Annotated in this window: 17 protein-coding genes; 16 read left to right on the forward strand and 1 reads right to left on the reverse strand. The window is 63.0% G+C overall.

Features of this window, described 5'->3' with window-relative positions; all coding sequences use genetic code 11:
- The 9 genes from ACXJ7R_RS10180 to trmB all read left to right on the forward strand — a co-directional run.
- A partial coding sequence (locus ACXJ7R_RS10180; RefSeq protein WP_457151730.1) for a TRAM domain-containing protein occupies window positions 1–131 on the forward strand: 131 nt, incomplete at its 5' end.
- An 83-nt stretch (window positions 132–214) separates the two neighbouring features.
- On the forward strand, window positions 215–1,207 hold the full coding sequence (locus tag ACXJ7R_RS10185; protein ID WP_023758127.1) for a PhoH family protein: 993 nt from the start codon (window positions 215–217) through the stop codon (window positions 1,205–1,207).
- Window positions 1,208–1,224: 17 nt separating this feature from the next.
- Window positions 1,225–1,731: an rRNA maturation RNase YbeY gene (ybeY, locus tag ACXJ7R_RS10190; RefSeq protein WP_457151719.1), complete on the forward strand. Its 507-nt coding sequence runs from the start codon at window positions 1,225–1,227 to the stop codon at window positions 1,729–1,731.
- A gap of 28 nt (window positions 1,732–1,759) precedes the next feature.
- Window positions 1,760–2,833, forward strand: a complete 1,074-nt coding sequence (locus ACXJ7R_RS10195) for a hemolysin family protein (RefSeq protein ID WP_095082435.1) — start codon at window positions 1,760–1,762, stop codon at window positions 2,831–2,833.
- Between the two features lie 129 nt (window positions 2,834–2,962).
- Window positions 2,963–3,433, forward strand: a complete 471-nt coding sequence (locus ACXJ7R_RS10200; RefSeq protein WP_457151720.1) for a VOC family protein — start codon at window positions 2,963–2,965, stop codon at window positions 3,431–3,433.
- A gap of 95 nt (window positions 3,434–3,528) precedes the next feature.
- Window positions 3,529–5,121 (forward strand): apolipoprotein N-acyltransferase, encoded by a 1,593-nt coding sequence (gene lnt / locus ACXJ7R_RS10205; RefSeq protein ID WP_457151721.1) that lies wholly within the window; start codon window positions 3,529–3,531, stop codon window positions 5,119–5,121.
- Window positions 5,122–5,262: 141 nt separating this feature from the next.
- Complete coding sequence (locus ACXJ7R_RS10210; protein ID WP_457151722.1) at window positions 5,263–5,682, forward strand: helix-turn-helix domain-containing protein; 420 nt, start codon at window positions 5,263–5,265, stop codon at window positions 5,680–5,682.
- A gap of 170 nt (window positions 5,683–5,852) precedes the next feature.
- Complete coding sequence (metK, locus tag ACXJ7R_RS10215) at window positions 5,853–7,118, forward strand: methionine adenosyltransferase (protein ID WP_457151723.1); 1,266 nt, start codon at window positions 5,853–5,855, stop codon at window positions 7,116–7,118.
- A 23-nt stretch (window positions 7,119–7,141) separates the two neighbouring features.
- Window positions 7,142–7,843 (forward strand): tRNA (guanine(46)-N(7))-methyltransferase TrmB, encoded by a 702-nt coding sequence (trmB, locus tag ACXJ7R_RS10220; RefSeq protein ID WP_457151724.1) that lies wholly within the window; start codon window positions 7,142–7,144, stop codon window positions 7,841–7,843.
- Between the two features lie 70 nt (window positions 7,844–7,913).
- On the opposite strand, the gene ACXJ7R_RS10225 is transcribed toward trmB, so the two are convergent.
- The gene (locus ACXJ7R_RS10225) at window positions 7,914–8,078 is read right to left on the reverse strand and encodes a hypothetical protein (RefSeq protein WP_457151725.1); all 165 of its coding nucleotides are present in this window, start codon (window positions 8,076–8,078) and stop codon (window positions 7,914–7,916) included.
- Window positions 8,079–8,367: 289 nt separating this feature from the next.
- Between ACXJ7R_RS10225 and rimP the strand changes: the two genes are divergently transcribed.
- The 7 genes from rimP to ACXJ7R_RS10260 form a co-directional block, all read left to right on the forward strand.
- On the forward strand, window positions 8,368–9,015 hold the full coding sequence (gene rimP, locus ACXJ7R_RS10230; protein WP_095082423.1) for a ribosome maturation factor RimP: 648 nt from the start codon (window positions 8,368–8,370) through the stop codon (window positions 9,013–9,015).
- 49 nt (window positions 9,016–9,064) lie between these two features.
- Window positions 9,065–10,660, forward strand: a complete 1,596-nt coding sequence (gene nusA / locus ACXJ7R_RS10235; RefSeq protein WP_095082421.1) for a transcription termination factor NusA — start codon at window positions 9,065–9,067, stop codon at window positions 10,658–10,660.
- Window positions 10,661–10,698: 38 nt separating this feature from the next.
- Complete coding sequence (locus ACXJ7R_RS10240) at window positions 10,699–11,349, forward strand: RNA-binding protein (protein ID WP_457151726.1); 651 nt, start codon at window positions 10,699–10,701, stop codon at window positions 11,347–11,349.
- Window positions 11,346–13,907 carry a translation initiation factor IF-2 gene (infB, locus tag ACXJ7R_RS10245; protein ID WP_457151727.1) on the forward strand — a complete coding sequence of 854 codons (2,562 nt, stop codon included), beginning with the start codon at window positions 11,346–11,348 and terminating at the stop codon, window positions 13,905–13,907. Before ACXJ7R_RS10240 ends, infB begins: the two co-directional genes overlap by 4 nt.
- A gap of 140 nt (window positions 13,908–14,047) precedes the next feature.
- Complete coding sequence (rbfA, locus tag ACXJ7R_RS10250) at window positions 14,048–14,473, forward strand: 30S ribosome-binding factor RbfA (RefSeq protein WP_095082415.1); 426 nt, start codon at window positions 14,048–14,050, stop codon at window positions 14,471–14,473.
- Window positions 14,473–15,468, forward strand: a complete 996-nt coding sequence (gene truB / locus ACXJ7R_RS10255) for a tRNA pseudouridine(55) synthase TruB (protein ID WP_457151728.1) — start codon at window positions 14,473–14,475, stop codon at window positions 15,466–15,468. The genes rbfA and truB overlap by 1 nt, the downstream gene beginning before the upstream one ends.
- A gap of 99 nt (window positions 15,469–15,567) precedes the next feature.
- A partial coding sequence (locus ACXJ7R_RS10260) for a CorA family divalent cation transporter (protein WP_457151729.1) occupies window positions 15,568–16,291 on the forward strand: 724 nt, incomplete at its 3' end.

Genomic DNA, 16,291 nt, shown 5'->3' on the forward strand with positions numbered 1-16,291 from the left:
GCCAGAAGGTCGGCCGCTCACCTTGGCTGCAGCCCGTTATTGTTGATGAAAAGGCCGGCGAAATCGGTGACATTATCCAGGTGCGAATCACGAAGACGGGCTACAACAGCCTGTTCGCCGAATTGGCCTGAGGGTCTCGGCAGATGAGGAGAGACGGTTGAGCGCTGCAGAAGTGAAGAGCCTGCCCCCGGCACCGGCGTCTGGGGCTTCTGACATGGCGCACATCGTTCTGACTTTCGACAACAACAAGCTTGCCAGCGCCCTTTACGGTCAGTTCGACGAGAACCTGGCCAGGCTCGAGCAGAAGCTCGGCGTCGACATCCGCTCGCGCGGCAACCAGCTGACGATCAAGGGCTCGGCGTCGGCCGCCGAGCAGGCCCGCCGGGCTTTGGACAATCTCTACGGCATTCTCCAGAAGGGCGTCGACATCGGCCAGTCCGACGTCGACGGCGCCGTGCGCATGGCGATTGCCGCCGACGATCAGCTGACCTTGCCGACGTTGGAACGCAAGGGGAAGGTCTCCGCCGCCCAGATCGCCACCCGCAAGAAGACGATCTATGCCCGCTCGCTCAACCAGGACGCCTATATGCGCGCGCTGGAGCGGTCGGAACTGGTGTTCGGCATCGGCCCGGCCGGGACCGGCAAGACCTATCTGGCAGTGGCGCATGCCGCGATGCTGCTTGAGCGCGGCATGGTCGAACGCATCATCCTGTCGCGGCCGGCCGTGGAGGCCGGCGAACGGCTGGGCTTCCTGCCGGGCGACATGAAGGAGAAGGTCGATCCCTATCTGCGCCCTCTCTATGATGCGCTTTACGACATGATGCCCGCCGACAAAGTCGAGCGCGCCATTGCCGCGGAAGTGATCGAGATCGCGCCGCTCGCCTTCATGCGCGGCCGCACGCTGGCGCATGCCGCCGTCATCCTCGACGAAGCGCAGAACACCACGCCGATGCAGATGAAGATGTTCCTGACCCGTCTCGGCGAGAACTCGCGCATGATCGTCACCGGCGATCCGACGCAGATCGACCTGCCCTCGAACACGAAATCGGGCCTGGTCGAAGCCTTGCGCGTGCTGGATGGCGTGGCCGGCGCGGTAACCGTGCGCTTCAACGATGGCGACGTCGTCCGTCATCCGCTGGTGGCGGAAATCGTCAGGGCGTATGACCGGGATGCCAAACTGGCGCGCGGCCTCGGCGCCGAGAATTGATGTGACGATGCGGCCTCATGCCTGAGGACAACATATCCGGCGACGGGGCGCGTCCGGTCCCCGTCGAAATTGATATATCAGTCGAGGCGGGCAATTGGCCCGATGAGGCAAGCCTGACACGGCTGGTCGATCGCGCTGCCGCGGCTGCTTTTGCCGAAACCGGCGTGTCGGGCCGTTCCGAACTCAGCCTCGTTTTTTCCGACGACGCCCATATCCGGACCCTCAACGCCGGCTGGCGCGGCAAGGACAAACCGACCAACGTCTTGTCTTTCCCAGCTTTTCCGCTCGTGCAAGGCGCTCCATTGCCGCCAATGCTAGGTGACATCGTGCTCGCCGCCGAGACGGTCGCGCGTGAAGCGGCACTGGAAGACAAGCCTGTCGAGAACCATATCACTCATCTCGTGGTCCATGGCCTGCTGCACCTTTTGGGCTATGACCACGAGACCGACGCCGAGGCCGAGGCGATGGAGGCCATCGAGCGCGCAGCGCTCGCAAGGCTTGCCATTCCCGATCCCTACGCGTAACTACGTCTGACCAATTGACCGGACGACGATGAACGACAAACCAGAGACTGCCGCCCGCCCCGACGCCGGCAGTGCGAACAAGGCTTCCGATACGTCGGAAGAGGGATCAAGTCCGAGTACCGTTACCGGCAGCGTTGCCAGCGAAACATCGCCAGCCGGCCCCTCCCTGTTCGACCGTGTGCTGGGCCTGTTCCGGCAGCGCAACGGAACCAGCCTGCGTGAGGAAATCGCCGGGGCGCTTGCCGAAACGGCGAGCGACGCCGGCGCCTTCTCGCCCGGCGAACGCGCCATGCTCAACAACATCCTGCGTTTGCGCGAGGTGCGCGTCGAGGACGTCATGGTGCCGCGCGCCGACATCGAGGCGGTCGAGATCACGACGACGCTCGGCGATCTGCTGGGCACCTTCGAGCAGTCCGGCCATTCGCGCATGCCGGTCTATTCCGAGACGCTCGATGATCCGCGCGGCATGGTGCACATTCGCGACGTGCTGGCCCACATCACCAAGATCGCGCGCGTCAAGAAGGGCCGCTCGACACGGAAAACTCCTGCCGCTACGGTTCTCGACCTCACGCAGGTCGACCTAGCCCGCACCATTGGCGACCTCAACCTGATCCGCCAGGTGTTGTTCGTGCCGCCGTCGATGCTTGCCTCCGACCTGATGGGCCGCATGCAGACGACACGCACGCAGATGGCGCTGGTCATCGACGAGTATGGCGGCACCGATGGCCTTGCCTCTCTGGAAGACATCGTCGAGATGGTGGTCGGCGACATCGAGGACGAGCATGACGACGATGAGCCGATGATCACCCAGAGCGGCGACGGCGTCTTCATCGTCGACGGCAAGGCCGAGATCGACGACGTCGCCAAAATGATCGGCGAGGATTTCGCCGCCGGCGAACATGGCGAATATGTCGACACCATCGGCGGCATGATCTTCAACACGCTTGGCCGCGTGCCGGCGCGCGGCGAGGTGGTGCAGGCCATCCCCGGCTTCGAATTCCACGTCCTTGATGCCGATCCGCGCCGCGTCAAGCGCGTGCGCATCGTGCAGAGCCAGAAGGGCGAGCGCCGCCGGCGCGCCGCACGCACCGAGCAGGCTTAAGCATGATGCCGAAAAGTTGCAGACTTTTTCGGATAAACATCATGCGACAGCACCAAAGCACGATGCCGAAAAGTTGCAGACTTTTCGGACGAACATCATGCGACAAAACAAGGACATAAGCGCTCGCGGATGACGGTCGAGGACCCCTTCAAGCATTCCACCTTGGGGTCCGGGGTGTTCTACAGGGACCCTCGCGCCGCTCTGGACTGGCTGGAAACGGCCTTCGGCTTCGAGCGCAGCATGGTGGTCAGCGACGCCGATGGAAGGCTCGTCCACTCCGAGATGCGGTTCGGCGACGGCTACATCATCGTCGATTCCCAATGGACCGATTACGTCGCCAGCCCCTGTTCCGTCTCCGGCAAGAATACCCAATCAGTCTATGTGCGGCTGAAGGACGGCCTAGACGCCCATTGTGAGCACGCCAGGGCAAACGGCGCCGAGATCATCCAGGAGCCTGCCGACCAGTTCTACGGCGAACGGCAGTATCGGGCACGTGATCCCGAAGGCCATGTCTGGACCTTCACCCAGACCATTCGAGCTGTTTCGCGTGAAGAGGCCGAACGGCTGGGCGGCGTGCGCATCGACGGCTGGCACCGGTAGGCGGAGCTTGCATCGCAGCCAGCCATCCGGCGTTTGGAGCGCGGACCGCAGCCTGTTAAATCTTGCTTCCTGATTCGCGCGACTCGGAAGTTTGCATGGAGCGCCTGGCCGGCCGGATAATTCTGCTTTGGGGTTGGCGGCGCGCGCTGGTGGCGTTTCTCGCCGGGGCGTTTGCCGTGCTTGGACAGGCCCCTTACGATTTCTTCGCTGCCTGTTTCATCTCGTTTCCCTTGCTGGTCTGGCTGATCGATGGCGCCACCGGCGAAGCCTCCGGCAGCCTGTTTCGTCGCCTGCGGCCTGCCTTCGCCGTCGGCTGGTGGTTCGGCTTCGGCTATTTCCTAGCCGGCCTCTGGTGGATTGGCTCGGCACTGCTGGTCGAGGCTGACAGCTTTGCCTGGGCGCTTCCCTTCGCGGTGGTCGGCATTCCCTTCGCACTCGCCTTTTTCTACGGCTTTGCGGCAATGGTTGCCCGACTGCTGTGGAGCAGCGATATCGGCCGCATTGCCGCCCTTGCTTTTGGTTTTGGGCTGGCGGAGTGGCTGCGCGACTTCCTGTTCACCGGTTTTCCGTGGAATGCGATCGGCTATGCGGCCATGCCCGTGCCCTTGCTGATGCAGAGCGTCTCGGTGACCGGCATGATCGGCATGAACGCGCTCGCTGTGTTCGTCTTCGCATTGCCGGCGCTGCTGGTGGCGCGCCGGCATCTGCGCCTCGGCGCGGCACTGTTTGCCGTCCTCGCCGCCGCCCATATCGGTTTCGGCTATGTCAGGCTTGCCACTCCCGAAAAGCCGGCAACGCACAGCCTGGATGTCCGCATCGTCCAGCCGGCCGTGGATCTGTCGGAAAAGTGGGATGCCTCGGTGCGCGACCGCATCTTCGCAACTTTGATGGGCCTGTCGGCCAAGGCGCCGGACCCCGGTCATGAAAAGCCGCAATTGATCCTGTGGCCGGAGACCTCGGTGCCGTTCCTCTTCACCGAGCGTCCGGACGCATTGACGGCGCTGGGCGACATGCTCGGTCCCGGCCAGATGCTGATCGCCGGCGTCGTCCGCGAGGAAGGCGGCTCGGCGGCGAATGCCGACAGCCGCTACTACAACTCCGTGGTGGCGATCGACGACAAGGGTGAAATCGCCGACGCCGTCGACAAGGTTCATCTGGTGCCGTTCGGCGAATACCTGCCTTTTGCCGATCTGCTTGAGCGTTTCGGCATCGAGCAACTGGTTGCCGGGCCGATGACATTTGCGGCGGGCAACGAGCGGCACGCCATCACTTTGCCTGACGGCATCCGTGCGCTGCCATTTATCTGTTATGAGGTGATCTTTCCCGATCTGGTGGCAGTTGACGCTACGTCAGCGCAGCTTATTGTGAACGTTACCAATGATGCGTGGTTCGGTCACACGCCGGGTCCGTATCAGCATTTCAGGCAGGCCCAGATCCGTGCGGTGGAGAATGGATTGCCATTGTTGCGTGCTGCCAACAACGGTATCTCGGCCGTCGTCGATACGCGCGGGCGCGTCGTCGATGCGCTGGCGATCAATGCGCGCGGCGCCATCGATGCACGCGTGCCGATTTCCGGACAGGCGTTCATATCCGCCGGCCAGAGACGCATTAACGGAATGCTGATCATGTTGCTGTTTGCCATCGCCGCCGCATTGTTGAACGTAAGGCAAAGGCTACGGGTGAATTGACAGCCCACACATTAGAAACTCATACTGTAAGCGCCTGAAATTTTCTCGAAGTCGGTGGATCGTTCTGTTGGGGCAGTTGCCGCCGGCGTCGTTTGGGCAAAGAAAAAATAGAGAAAGCCGAAAAAATTCGGCGAGGAAAAAATGACAGAAGACAACAAGAAGAAACCGAATCCGATCGACATCCATGTTGGCAGTCGCATCCGGCTTCGCCGCAATATGCTCGGAATGAGCCAGGAGAAACTGGGCGAGAATCTCGGCATCACATTTCAACAGATTCAGAAATATGAAAAGGGCACCAACCGCGTCGGCGCCAGCCGCCTGCAGGCGATAGCGTCGATTCTCGGTGTGCCAGTCGCCTTCTTTTTCGAGGATGCGCCCGGCCAGGAGGCCGCGCACGGCCGTGGCTTTGCCGAAGACACGTCGATGGCTTTCGCCGTCGAATTCTGCGGCAGTCCTGAAGGCCTTCAGCTTAACCGCGCCTTCGTCAAGATTGCCGATGCCAAGGTGCGCCGCAGGATCATTGACTTGGTCAAATCGCTCTCCACGGACGATCTCGACTGATCCGCAATCCCGTTTGGACCGGCGGCAACCTGCCGCCGGTGGCACAAGATAACTGCATCGACATTCATGCCAGAACGGCAGCACCGCTTGACGAGCGGCGCTCCACCCCGCTAACACGTGGCGCGCCAAAATCGGCAGCCTGCCGATCGTTTTTTCAAGAGGGGACACCCGTGACGCGGCAGAATTACTTCTTTACCTCGGAATCCGTTGCCGAGGGCCATCCCGACAAAGTCTGCGACCGGATCTCCGACGAGATCGTCGATCTGGTCTATCGCGAAGCCAAGAAGACCGGCATGGACCCATGGAAAGTCCGTGTCGCCTGCGAGACGCTGGCCACCACCAACCGCGTCGTCATCGCCGGTGAGGTGCGCGTCCCCGAGACGCTGCTGAAGAAGGACAAGGAAGGCAACATCCTCAAGGATGCCGCCGGCCACCCGGTGGTCAATCCGGCGAAGTTCAAGTCGGTAGCCCGCAAGGCGATCCGTGAAATCGGCTATGAGCAGGCCGGCTTCCACTGGAAGAACGCGAAAATCGAGGTCCTGCTGCACGGTCAGTCGCCCGATATCGGCCAGGGTGTCGACAATGCGTCCGACCGCCAGGGCGAGGAAGGTGCCGGCGATCAGGGCATCATGTTCGGCTATGCCTGCCGCGAGACGCCGGATCTGATGCCGGCGCCGATCTACTACAGCCACAAGATCCTCGAACTGCTAGCCGCCGCCCGCCACGAAGGCAGCGGTGAAGCCGGCAGGCTCGGTCCGGACGCCAAGAGCCAGGTCACTGTCCGCTATGTCGACGGCAAGGCCGCCGAGGCGACGCAGATCGTGCTGTCGACACAGCACCTCGATGCGAGCTGGGATTCGAAGAAGGTCCGCAAGGTCGTCGAACCCTATATCCGCGAGGCGCTGGGCGAGCTCAAGATCGCCGACAACTGCATGTGGTACATCAACCCGACCGGCAAGTTCGTCATTGGCGGGCCGGATGGCGACGCCGGGCTGACTGGCCGCAAGATCATCGTCGACACCTATGGCGGTGCCGCACCGCATGGCGGCGGCGCTTTCTCGGGCAAGGACACCACCAAGGTCGATCGTTCCGCTGCCTATGCGGCGCGCTACCTCGCCAAGAACGTCGTGGCGGCGAAACTCGCCGACCGCTGCACCATTCAGCTTTCCTACGCCATCGGCGTCGCCCAGCCGCTGTCGGTCTATGTCGACCTGCACGGCACCGGCAAGGTCGACGAGGCCAAGCTTGAAGAGGCGCTGCGCACGGTGATGGATCTGTCGCCGTCAGGCATCCGCCGCCATCTCGATCTCAACAAGCCGATCTACGCCAAGACGTCGTCCTACGGCCATTTTGGCCGCAAAGCCGGCCGCGATGGGTCCTTCTCCTGGGAAAAGACCGATCTCGCCAAGGCGCTCAAGGACGCGGTCGCCGCCTGACAGCGGCGCCGCAAAGTCCTGCCATGGACCCGAAGGACAGACCAAGCCGCGCGACCGAAGCCTTCTTCGGTCGCCGGCGCGGCAAGACCATGCGTCCGCAGCAGGCGGCCGCACTGGAAAGCGGCTTTGGCACGTATCGGCTCGATCTGACGGGTGAACCTCCGGCAGATCTCAGCACCCTGTTTGAAGCGGATGTTTCGGCGGTTCGTCTCGAAATCGGCTTCGGCGGCGGCGAACATCTCTTGCATCGCGCCACCGAGGCGCCATCGATTGGCTTTATCGGCGTCGAGCCCTTCGTCAACGGCATGGCCAAGATGATGATGGCGGTGAGGGAAAAGCCGCTTGCCAATCTCAAGGTCTATGACGACGACGCCACCCGGCTGCTCGACTGGCTGCCGCAAGCCTCGCTCGCCGGCATCGACCTTCTCTATCCGGATCCGTGGCCGAAGAAGAAGCACTGGAAGCGCCGTTTCGTCAGCCCGATCAATCTCGACCGTTTCGCGCGCGTGCTGAAGCCGGGTTCAAAATTCCGCTTTGCCTCCGATATCGACACCTATGTGAACTGGACCTTGCTGCACTGTCGGGCGCATGGTGCATTCGCGTGGCAGGCTTCGGAGGCGGCGGATTGGCATCGGCCCTACGATGGCTGGCCGGGTACCCGTTACGAGGCGAAGGCTGTTCGTGAGGGCCGGCGGCCCGCCTATCTTACCTTCATCAGGAGGTAAGCAGGCCGATCGCACGCGGCCTCCGGGGTTCGCCGGCGGCAAGCGCGTGCGTCGTCAGCCCGCCAAACCCTTAGAAACGGCCGATCCTGTTGAAGACAGCCGGATCCATGCCGAGCTTGCGCAGGTCGTCCGCGCGTGGCCTGCGGCCGACTTCCACGGAACGCGACGCAGCGACTGCACTGCCAAATGTCGTGAAGAGATGGCCTATGGCGGATAGAATCTTGCGGTTGGTCATGGTCGTATCCTTTCGCTGCTGTGACGTGTCGTCATCTTTGTGCGATGCAACATAGATGGTGATGCAGCGTTGAGGCTCACAGGGGTACTGCCGCATGGAGGCCATGCGTCTGGCGCAACACTGTCGTTGCCACGGCTTTTGTCCGTGCCGATACGGCGGGCTTGAAACAGCGGCCATGATCGGTTATATCAGCCTCAAATTCTTGGTCGGTATGACGAAGAGTGGGTCCACCCGGTCCCGCTCTTTTTTATTACCTGCCGGTAGCTTCGGGTAGAACGACAGGGATCGAATGACTGCAACGGCAAGCGAAGGCGACGACCGCATCATCCGCGAAAGCGGCATCGATGCGCGCATCGCGCTGATCGTCCAGCCGGTTCTGCGCGGCATCGGCTTCCGCCTCGTGCGGGTGCATCTGTCGGGCCAGAACGGGCTGACGCTGCAGATCATGGCCGAGCGCGAGGACGGCACCATGACCGTCGAGGACTGCGAAGAGGTCAGCCGCGCGGTGTCGCCGGCCCTCGACGTCGATGATCCGATCGAAAAGGCCTATCACCTCGAAGTCTCTTCGCCCGGCATCGACCGGCCGCTGGTCCGCAAATCGGATTTCGCGACCTGGACCGGCCATCTGGTCAAGATGGAGACGTCGATCATCGTCGCCGACCGCAAGCGGTTCAAGGGCAAGATCGTCGAGGCCGGTGACAACGATGTGCTGATCGAGCGCGAAAAGGCCGCCTATGGCGAGGAGCCGACGGTGCGGGTCCCCTATGACGCGATTTCCGAAACGCGCCTGATCCTGACCGACGATCTCATTCGCGATGCCCTGTCGAAAGACAACAGGGCGCGCAAGGAAGCCAAGAAACGCCGCGGCGAACCGGACGATGATGCGCCCGAGGGTGCGGATGCCGGCGCGGAAAACGAAACCGAACAGGAACTATGATTGAGCTGCCGGGCGCAAAGGTCCGGCGAACAGGCTCGGGAGAAAAACGATGGTTGTAAGCGCCAACAGGCTTGAACTGCTGCAGATCGCCGATGCGGTCGCGCGCGAAAAGTCGATCGACAAGTCAATCGTCATCGCCGCCATGGCCGATGCGATCCAGAAGGCGGCGCGTTCGCGTTACGGCCAGGAGACCAACATCCGCGCCGACATCAACCCGAACACCGGCGAGATGAAGCTGCAGCGGCTGATGGAAGTGGTCGAGAAGGTCGACGACTACGCCACCCAGATCGCCATTTCCTCGGCGCGCGAGCGCAACCCCGACGCCCAGCTCGGCGACTTCATCGCCGAACAGCTGCCGCCGATGGATTTCGGCCGCATTGCCGCCCAGTCGGCCAAGCAGGTCATCGTGCAGAAGGTGCGTGAGGCCGAACGCGACCGCCAGTATGATGAATACAAGGACCGCATCGGCGAAATCGTCAACGGCACCGTCAAGCGTGTCGAATATGGCAACGTCATCGTCGATCTCGGCCGTGGCGAGGCGATCATCCGTCGCGACGAACTGATCCCGCGCGAAAACTACAAATATGGCGACCGCGTCCGCGCCTATGTCTACGACGTGCGCCGCGAGCAGCGCGGCCCGCAGATATTCCTGTCGCGCACCCATCCGCAGTTCATGGCCAAGCTCTTCACCATGGAAGTGCCGGAAATCTATGACGGCATCATCGAAATCAAGTCGGTCGCCCGCGACCCCGGTTCTCGCGCCAAGATCGCCGTCATCTCGCGTGATTCTTCGATCGATCCGGTCGGCGCCTGCGTCGGCATGCGCGGCAGCCGCGTCCAGGCCGTCGTTGGCGAATTGCAGGGCGAGAAGATCGACATCATTCCGTGGTCGCCTTCGGCCGCGTCCTTCATCGTCAACGCGCTGCAGCCGGCGGAAGTCGCCAAGGTCGTGCTCGACGAGGATGCCGAACGCATCGAAGTCGTGGTTCCCGACGACCAGCTGTCGCTGGCCATCGGCCGCCGCGGCCAGAACGTGCGGCTCGCTTCGCAGTTGACCGGCTGGGACATCGACATCCTGACCGAGGCCGAAGAATCCGAGCGTCGCCAGAAGGAATTCGTCGAGCGTTCGTCGCTGTTCATGGAAGCCCTCGACGTCGACGAGATGGTCGGCCAGGTGCTGGCCTCCGAAGGCTTCACCAGCGTCGAGGAAGTCGCCTATGTCGATTCCGGCGAAATCGCCTCGATCGATGGCTTCGACGAAGACACCGCTTCGGAAATCCAGACCCGCGCCCGCGAGTATCTGGAGAAGATCGAAGCCGAGCACGACGACAAGCGCAAGGCGCTCGGCGTCTCCGACGAATTGCGCGAAATCCCCGGCGTCACCACCGCCATGATGGTGACGCTTGGCGAGGACGGCGTGAAGACGATCGAGGATTTCGCCGGCTATGCCGCCGACGACCTGACCGGCTGGAAGGAACGCAAGGACGGCGAGACGAAAGTGTATCCGGGCGTGCTGGCCAGTCATGGCGTGACACGCGCCGATGCCGAACAGATGGTTCTGGCCGCCCGCCTGAAGGCTGGTTGGATCACCGAAGACGAGCTTGCAGCCGAAGAAGAAACGGCTGACGAAGCCGTTGGTGCGTGAGGTGAAACCGCATCGCACCGAACCCGCCCTTGGACGAGATGAACGATCGCACCTGCATCGTCACCCGCAGGCAGGCCGAACCGGATGAATTGATCCGGTTCGTCGTCGGCCCGGATTCGGCCGTCGTTCCCGACATCAAGAGAAATCTGCCCGGCCGTGGTTGCTGGGTGACCGCCGACCGCCTACATATCGACAAGGCGGCGGCAAAGAACCTTTTTGCCCGCGCCTTCAAGGCACAGGTGGTCGTGCCGCCCGATCTTGGCGGCATGGTCGACGGGCTGCTTTCCAAATCCGCTCTGGGCATGCTTGGGCTTGCTCGCAAGGCAGGCGCGATTTCTCTTGGAGCCACCAAGGTCGAGAGCGCGGTGCGCGGCGGATTGGCGCTTTTCGTGCTCCATGCGACCGAGGCGTCCGACGACGGCGTGCGCAAGATCAGCCAGGCGCGACGGGCGACAGTCCATCTCGGCGGGCCCGCTATCCTTGCCTACAAACTTTTCTCCGAGGCCGAGTTGAGCTTGGCATTGGGGGGTACAAATGTGATACATGCTGCCGTTCTCGCGGGAGACGCGGGCAGGGCGGTCCAGAAGCGCATGGTTGCGCTCGACCGGTATCGGGGCGGTTCCCCGGACGATCTGGCAATGCTTGCGGCTGTTGCTGACGAAGATGATGCCGCAGAGGATATGGAATGAGCGATACGAAATCGGGTGACGACAATACGCTGAGTGTGACGCCGAAGAAGACCTTGACGCTAAAGCGCCCCGGTATGGAACAGGGCACTGTGCGCCAGAACTTCTCGCACGGCCGCACCAAGCAGGTCGTCGTCGAAACCAAGAAGCGCAAGTTCTCGATGCCCGGCGACAAGCCGGAGCCGGTTGCCGCCCCCGTCTTCATACCGAAGCCGGCGGTTGTGGCCGCACCCGTCGTACAGGAAGCGCCGAAGGCGCCACCGCCGCCTCCGGTCGAGCGCAGCGGCATGGTGCTGAACGAACTGTCGCGCAGTGAAATGGAAGCGCGCCGCAGGGCGCTCGAAGGCTCGAAGGTACGCGAGGTCGAGGACCGACAGCGCGCTGCCGAGGACGCCAAGCGCCGCGCCGAGGACGAAGAGCGCCGCAAGCGCGAACGCGAAGAATCCGCGCGCCGCCAGGCTGAGGAAGAGGCGCGGTTGCAGACTGAGGCAGAGTCCCGCCGTCGCGCCGAGGAAGAGGCACGTCGCCGCGCGCCGCTGGCCGCGGAACTGGCAACGGTCGACGACGAGGAAGAGGTCAAGCCGAAGCGGATTGGCGCTGGCGCGCCGGTGCGCCGTCCGGTCACGCCTGAAGTGGCGCGTCCGGCCAAGCCGACCAAGGCCGAGGAAGATCGCCGTCGTGGCAAGCTGACGCTGAATTCCGCATTGTCCGATGAGGACGCGCGGGCCCGTTCGCTGTCGTCGATGCGCCGCCGCCAGGAAAAATTCAAGCGCGCGATGCACAATGAGCCGCGCGAGAAAGTTATGCGCGAAGTGATCTTGCCAGAGACCATCACCATCCAGGAACTTGCGCAACGCATGTCCGAGCGTGCGGTCGATCTGGTCAAGTTCTTCATGAAGCAGGGCCAGATCCTGAAGCCGGGCGACGTCATCGACGCCGATACGGCGGAGCTGGTTGCCACCGAATTCGGCCACACCGTCCGCCGCGTCGCCGAGTCCGACATCGAGGAAGGCCTGTTCAACATCGCCGACAATGTCGAGGACCTGGTGACGCGTCCGCCCGTCGTGACGATCATGGGCCACGTCGATCACGGCAAGACCTCGCTGCTCGACGCCATCCGCAATGCCAATGTCGTCTCCGGCGAAGCCGGTGGCATCACCCAGCATATCGGCGCCTACCAGGTCGAGAAGAACGGTCACAAGATCACGTTCATCGACACGCCCGGCCACGCCGCCTTCACGGCGATGCGTGCTCGTGGCGCCCAGGCGACCGACATCGCCATCCTGGTGGTTGCGGCCGACGACAGCGTCATGCCGCAGACGATCGAATCGATCAGCCACGCCAAGGCGGCCGGCGTTCCGATCATCGTGGCGATCAACAAGATCGACAAGCATGATGCCGATCCGCAGAAGGTGCGCTCCGAACTGCTGCGCCATGAGGTCTTCGTCGAATCCATGGGCGGTGAAGTGCTGGACGTCGAAGTGTCGGCGACCAAGGGCACCAATCTCGACAAGCTGCTCGAGGCGATCCTGCTGCAGGCCGAAATCCTCGACCTCAAGGCCAATCCGGACCGTACCGCCGAGGGTGTTGTCATCGAGGCCCAACTCGACAAGGGCCGTGGCCCCGTCGCCACCGTGCTGGTGCAGACCGGCACGCTGATGCCGGGCGACATCCTTGTCGCCGGCAACGAATGGGGCCGGGTGCGCGCGCTGGTCAACGATCGTGGCGGGCAGATCAAGGAAGCACCGCCGGCGATGCCCGTCGAAGTGCTTGGCCTGCAGGGAACCCCGCAGGCCGGCGACCGCTTCGCCGTGGTCAACAACGAAGCCCGTGCCCGCGAGATCACCGAATATCGCCAGCGTCTGGCGCGCGAGAAGGCGGTTGCCAAGCATGCCGGTCAGCGCGGCTCGCTCGAGCAGATGATGTCGCAGTTGCAGACGAGCGGGCTGAAGGAATTCCCGTTGGTCATCAAGGGCGACGTGCAGGGCTCGATCGAAGCGATCAACGCGGCGCTCGACAAGCTCGGCACCGACGAAGTGCGTGCGCGCATCGTCCATGCCGGCGCCGGTGCCATCACCGAAAGCGACGTGTCGCTGGCGGAGACTTCGGGTGCGGCGATCATCGGCTTCAACGTTCGTGCCAACGTCCAGGCACGTGCTGCCGCCGCTGCCGCGGGCATCGAAATCCGCTATTACTCGATCATCTACAACCTTGTGGATGACGTGAAGGCGGCTCTGTCGGGTCTGCTGTCGCCGGAGCGTCGCGAGACCTTCATCGGCAATGCGCAGATCCTCGAAATCTTCGACATCACCAAGGTCGGCAAGATCGCCGGCTGCCGTGTCACCGAAGGCAAGGTCGAGCGTGGTGCGGGCGTGCGTCTGATCCGCGACAACGTCGTCATCCACGAAGGCACGCTGAAGACCCTGAAGCGCTTCAAGGACGAGGTTGCGGAAGTTCCCGGCGGCCAGGAGTGCGGCATGGCCTTCCAGAACTACGAGGACATGCGCGTCGGCGACATCATCGAGTGCTTCCGCGTCGAGATGGTGACCCGTACGCTCTGAGTTCGAGTGACTTGTCGATACCGGGCGGTGGTCGAAAGACCGCCGCCCCCAAGTCTATTGAGCAGGTCCTATTGAGAATGACCATATGAGACATGCGGCACGGTTCCATCCCGCGCCTCACGCTTTCAGGATCGAGAAAAATGCCCCGTCCAACCACATCCAGCCCATCCCAGCGCATGCTGCGCGTCGCCGAACAAGTGCGCCATGCCTTGTCCGAAACCTTGCAGCGCGGCGAGATCATCGATCCGCTGATCGAGAACACCGTGGTTTCGGTTTCGGAAGTGCGCATGTCGCCCGACCTGAAGGTCGCTACCGCTTTCGTCTCGCCGCTCGGCGCCAAGGATACCGATGCGGTGGTGGAGGCGCTGAACAAGCATGCGAAGTTCGTGCGTGGCCGTGTCTCCGGCGCGCTGCGGCAGATGAAGTTTATGCCGGAGTTCCGTTTCAAGCTCGACACCTCCTTCGACAATTTCGCCAGGATCAACGATCTCTTGAAGTCGCCCGAAGTGGCGCGCGATCTGGGTTCCGAAGGCCAGGACAAAGACGACAACAAGGACACCGAATAGTGGCGCGTCGCGGCAAGAAGAAGGGCCGGCCGATCTCGGGCTGGCTGGTCCTGGACAAGCCGGTCGGCATGGGTTCGACCGAAGCCGTCTCCAAGATCAAATGGCTGTTCCAGGCGGAAAAGGCCGGCCACGCCGGCACGCTCGATCCGCTAGCGTCCGGCATGCTGCCGATCGCGCTTGGCGAAGCCACCAAGACCGTGCCTTACGTGCAGGACGGCGCCAAGATCTATCGCTTCACCGTTGCCTGGGGGCAGGAGCGTTCGACCGATGATCTCGAGGGTCCGGTGACGAAGAACTCGGACCTGCGTCCGGCGGAAGCCGAGGTGCTTGCGCTGCTGCCGAAATACACCGGCGTCATCATGCAGACGCCGCCGCAATTCTCGGCCATCAAGATATCAGGCGAGCGCGCCTATGATCTGGCCCGTGACGGCGCGACGGTCGACATACCCGCACGAGAGGTCGAGATCGGCCGGCTCGATATTGTCGAGCACGATGCCGACCATACTGTTTTCGAAGTCGAATGCGGCAAGGGCACCTATGTGCGCTCGCTGGCCCGCGATATGGGCCGCGATCTCGGCTGTTTCGGCCATATTTCCGAACTGCGCCGGGTCGAGGTCGAGCCGTTCACGCCGGAGGACTTCGTCACCATCGCAGAACTGGAGGCCGCCCGTTTCGGCGTGCCGGGTGAAGACGACCCGGACGCGACAGATGCCGCTGACACGGTTGAAGCCGCTGACGAGGTGGCAGCGCCGATCGACTTCGACGCCATCGACGCCCTTCTGGTGGATACATCCGCTGCCCTTGACTGCCTGCCGCAGGTCGCCATCAGCGACGACGCGGCGACGAAAATCCGCCTCGGCAATCCGGTCATCATCCGCGGCCGCGACGCACCGGTGGAAGCCGAAGAAGCCTGCGCGACGGCGCGCGGCAAGCTGGTCGCCATCGGTGCCATCGAGCAAGGCATGTTCAAGCCCAAGCGGGTCTTTGCCGGCTGACGGCCAAGGTTATTCCAGGAAAAGCGAGAGCGGTTTTCCGTCCGGAATTGCGACAAAACGAGGTTCTAACTTCAGGTCGACTTTACGCTCGAGGGGCATATGGAAAAGGCCGAGGCGGTGAAAAAGCGGGCGCCGGTGAAGACGCGGCGGCCGCCGGTCGGGGCGTCGCCTGGCACGCTGATCGCCGATCCGGCGGCGCGGCGCTCGGAACTGCGGCTGACCCTCATCTCGCCGCAGAAATTCAAGACCATCGAAAATGCCAGCATCGACGACCTGAACACCCATTGCGACAAATGGCCGGTCATCTGGCTCGACTGCACCGGCCTCGCCAACATTCCGCTGATTGAGGAGATCGGCCGCATTTTCAGCCTGCATCCGCTGGCGTTGGAGGACGTCGTCAACACCGGCCAGCGGCCGAAGGTCGACTTCTTCGAGGATCATGCCTTCGTCGTCGTCAGGATGATTGATGATGTCACGTCGCACCGCTACGAGCAGATCGCCGTCTTCTTCGGCAACAACTTCGTCGTCACCTTCCAGGAGCGTGAAGGCGATCCGTTCAATCCGGTGCGCAAGCGCATCGAGAGCTCGGCGCCCAACCGGTTGCGCGCGCGCGGCGCCGACTACCTCGCCTACGCGCTGATCGACGCTGTCGTCGACAGCTATTTCCCGCCGATCGAGGCCGCAGGCGACATGGTCGACGGCATCGAGGACGAAATGCTGCACACGACGCACAAGCATCAGATGCGGCAGCTGCATGAATTGCGGCGCGATGCCAATGTGCTGAAGGGGGTGCTGTGGCCGATGCGCGATGCGCTGGCAACGC

Source organism: Mesorhizobium sp. P5_C1, from assembly GCF_054049815.1.

Coding starts and splice junctions, on each gene's coding strand:
- ACXJ7R_RS10185 (WP_023758127.1), top strand. CDS start 215: ATGGCGCACATCGTTCTGACTTTCGACAACAACAAGCTTGCCAGCGCC.
- ybeY (WP_457151719.1), top strand. CDS start 1,225: ATGCCTGAGGACAACATATCCGGCGACGGGGCGCGTCCGGTCCCCGTC.
- ACXJ7R_RS10195 (WP_095082435.1), top strand. CDS start 1,760: ATGAACGACAAACCAGAGACTGCCGCCCGCCCCGACGCCGGCAGTGCG.
- ACXJ7R_RS10200 (WP_457151720.1), top strand. CDS start 2,963: ATGACGGTCGAGGACCCCTTCAAGCATTCCACCTTGGGGTCCGGGGTG.
- lnt (WP_457151721.1), top strand. CDS start 3,529: ATGGAGCGCCTGGCCGGCCGGATAATTCTGCTTTGGGGTTGGCGGCGC.
- ACXJ7R_RS10210 (WP_457151722.1), top strand. CDS start 5,263: ATGACAGAAGACAACAAGAAGAAACCGAATCCGATCGACATCCATGTT.
- trmB (WP_457151724.1), top strand. CDS start 7,142: ATGGACCCGAAGGACAGACCAAGCCGCGCGACCGAAGCCTTCTTCGGT.
- ACXJ7R_RS10225 (WP_457151725.1), bottom strand. CDS start 8,078: ATGACCAACCGCAAGATTCTATCCGCCATAGGCCATCTCTTCACGACA.
- rimP (WP_095082423.1), top strand. CDS start 8,368: ATGACTGCAACGGCAAGCGAAGGCGACGACCGCATCATCCGCGAAAGC.
- nusA (WP_095082421.1), top strand. CDS start 9,065: ATGGTTGTAAGCGCCAACAGGCTTGAACTGCTGCAGATCGCCGATGCG.
- ACXJ7R_RS10240 (WP_457151726.1), top strand. CDS start 10,699: ATGAACGATCGCACCTGCATCGTCACCCGCAGGCAGGCCGAACCGGAT.
- infB (WP_457151727.1), top strand. CDS start 11,346: ATGAGCGATACGAAATCGGGTGACGACAATACGCTGAGTGTGACGCCG.
- rbfA (WP_095082415.1), top strand. CDS start 14,048: ATGCCCCGTCCAACCACATCCAGCCCATCCCAGCGCATGCTGCGCGTC.